At 69.3% G+C, this 1,654-nt stretch carries 5 protein-coding genes; 3 read left to right on the top strand and 2 right to left on the bottom strand.

The window, feature by feature from the left end:
- The first annotated feature begins 31 nt into the window (after positions 1 to 31).
- The 3 genes from EQG76_RS33610 to EQG76_RS31790 all read left to right on the top strand — a co-directional run bounded on the left by EQG76_RS33610 (position 32) and on the right by EQG76_RS31790 (position 778).
- Entirely contained in the window at positions 32 to 178 is a 147-nt protein-coding gene (locus tag EQG76_RS33610) for a hypothetical protein (protein WP_407925561.1), read from the top strand.
- Positions 145 to 255, top strand: coding sequence for a hypothetical protein (locus EQG76_RS33605; RefSeq protein WP_407925560.1), 111 nt, complete (start codon positions 145 to 147; stop codon positions 253 to 255). Before EQG76_RS33610 ends, EQG76_RS33605 begins: the two co-directional genes overlap by 34 nt.
- A 70-nt stretch (positions 256 to 325) precedes the next feature.
- Positions 326 to 778: a hypothetical protein gene (locus EQG76_RS31790; protein ID WP_200841035.1), complete on the top strand. Its 453-nt coding sequence runs from the start codon at positions 326 to 328 to the stop codon at positions 776 to 778.
- Here the strand turns inward: EQG76_RS31790 and EQG76_RS22630 are convergent.
- Together EQG76_RS22630 and recR are read right to left on the bottom strand one after the other, a co-directional pair.
- Entirely contained in the window at positions 749 to 970 is a 222-nt protein-coding gene (locus EQG76_RS22630) for a hypothetical protein (protein WP_159716572.1), read from the bottom strand. The two genes, EQG76_RS31790 and EQG76_RS22630, sit on opposite strands and share 30 nt — an antisense overlap.
- A 112-nt stretch (positions 971 to 1,082) precedes the next feature.
- Positions 1,083 to 1,652 carry a recombination mediator RecR gene (gene recR, locus EQG76_RS22625; RefSeq protein WP_159716571.1) on the bottom strand — a complete coding sequence of 190 codons (570 nt, stop codon included), beginning with the start codon at positions 1,650 to 1,652 and terminating at the stop codon, positions 1,083 to 1,085.
- Between the last annotated feature and the right edge of the window lie 2 nt (positions 1,653 to 1,654).

The raw sequence follows: 1,654 nt of genomic DNA, 5'->3' as shown, positions 1-1,654 counted from the left end.
CGACCTCGCGCTGCTGGTCGCGGGTGGAAAGGTGCTGGTCCGCGGCGCCGTCGGCGTTGCGCGACTCATCGGCATCTCGCCGCTGATGATCGGCCTCACCCTGGTGGGCTTCGGCACGTCCACCCGGAACTCGTCAACAGCCTGGTGGGCGCACCCCAGGAGACGCCCGGCATCGTGATCGGCAACGTGGTGGGCTCCAACATAGCCGACCTTCTGCTGATCCTCGGGCGACCGTCGTCTTCCCACTCGCCGTAATCCCGGCCGCGTTCCGCCGCGACGGCTTGGCCCCGATCGGCTCGACCTTGGCCTGCCTCGAGGCAGCGCTGTGCGGCTACATGGGGGTCTGCTGTTCGTCGCCCTGCTGGTCGCCTACATCGTCTGGGCCTACCTGAGCAAACGGGCCACGCCGGATGCGGAGGCCGAGATGCACGAGCATGTCGCCGAGGATCCGCCCGGCGCGCCTGATAGGCTCGTGGCCTTGAACGTGCTGGGCATCCTCGGGATCACCGCCGCCGTCCACCCGATCGCCATCCCGGCCGAGATCGCGCGGCTGGACATCTGGGTGGCGATCGCGGCGACCCTGCTCGTCCTCCTGTTCCTGCGCACCGGCTGGACCTTCCACCGCTGGGAGGGCACGGTGTTCGTCGTGCCTTATGGGCTTTATGTCGGCTACCTGGTTCTGGGTGCCCTGCCACCAGGACCGGTGCCTGCCCATCGGCGGATCCCGGCGATCGTCCGGCACGGAGCACTACGACCTGGCGGCGACCGGGTTCGTTAGCAGCACGTGCCAGCCCGGCTCGTTCCGGCACTGCATGGCTGGTCGGCCGGCCAGCGCGGCATCGAGGCAGTCCAGGCGCTTTGTCATGTGCTGCTTGGGCGTCATGAAGGATCCGCCCAGCATCGTGCCGAAGGAGCTCGCCCAGCTTGCGAGCCCGGCCAGCAGGACCATCAAGAGGACGCGGATGCGCACTTCGGATCTCGTACCAGATGTACGAGGTCCGAAGTGCGTCCAGAACTGCTAACGGGGGCCTAACAGGCGCCCGCCGACCCACAACCAGGAGCTTCCCGGTACGTCAAAGCGCCTAGCCGACCGGACGGCGCGCCCGATAGGCCGCGGCGAGCGTGCCTTCGTCCAGGAAGTTCAGCTCGCCGCCGACCGGAACGCCCCGGCCGAACCCGGTCACGGCAACACCCAGGCCCTGCAGCCGCTCAGCAATGTAGTGGGCAGTGGTCTGGCCCTCGACGGTGGCGCCCAGCCCCAGGACCACTTCCTGCACGCCTTCGGCCTGCACCCTGGCCAGCATCTCGCCGATGCGCAGCTCGTCCGGGCCGATGCCGTCCAGGGCCGAGAGGCGGCCGCCCAGCACATGGTAGCGGCCATGGAAGAAGCCGGCCCGCTCGACTGCCCAGAGGTCCTCCACTTCCTCGACCACGCATAGGCTGGTGCCGTCGCGGCCGCCATCGCTGCAGATGGCACAAGGGTCGGTGGCATCCAGGTTGCCGCACACGCTGCAGCGGCGGACCTGTGCCCGGCAGGTCTCCAGCGTGCGAATCAACGGGTCGAGCAGCGTGTCCTGGCGCTTGAGCAGCGCCAGGGCCGCGCGGCGCGCCGAGCGGGGCCCAAGGCCCGGCAGGCGGGCCAAGCGCTTGATCA

The organism is Geminicoccus flavidas, assembly GCF_009806515.1.
GTDB classification, from domain to species: domain Bacteria; phylum Pseudomonadota; class Alphaproteobacteria; order Geminicoccales; family Geminicoccaceae; genus Geminicoccus; species Geminicoccus flavidus.
This window is presented reverse-complemented; position numbering and strand designations above follow the sequence as displayed.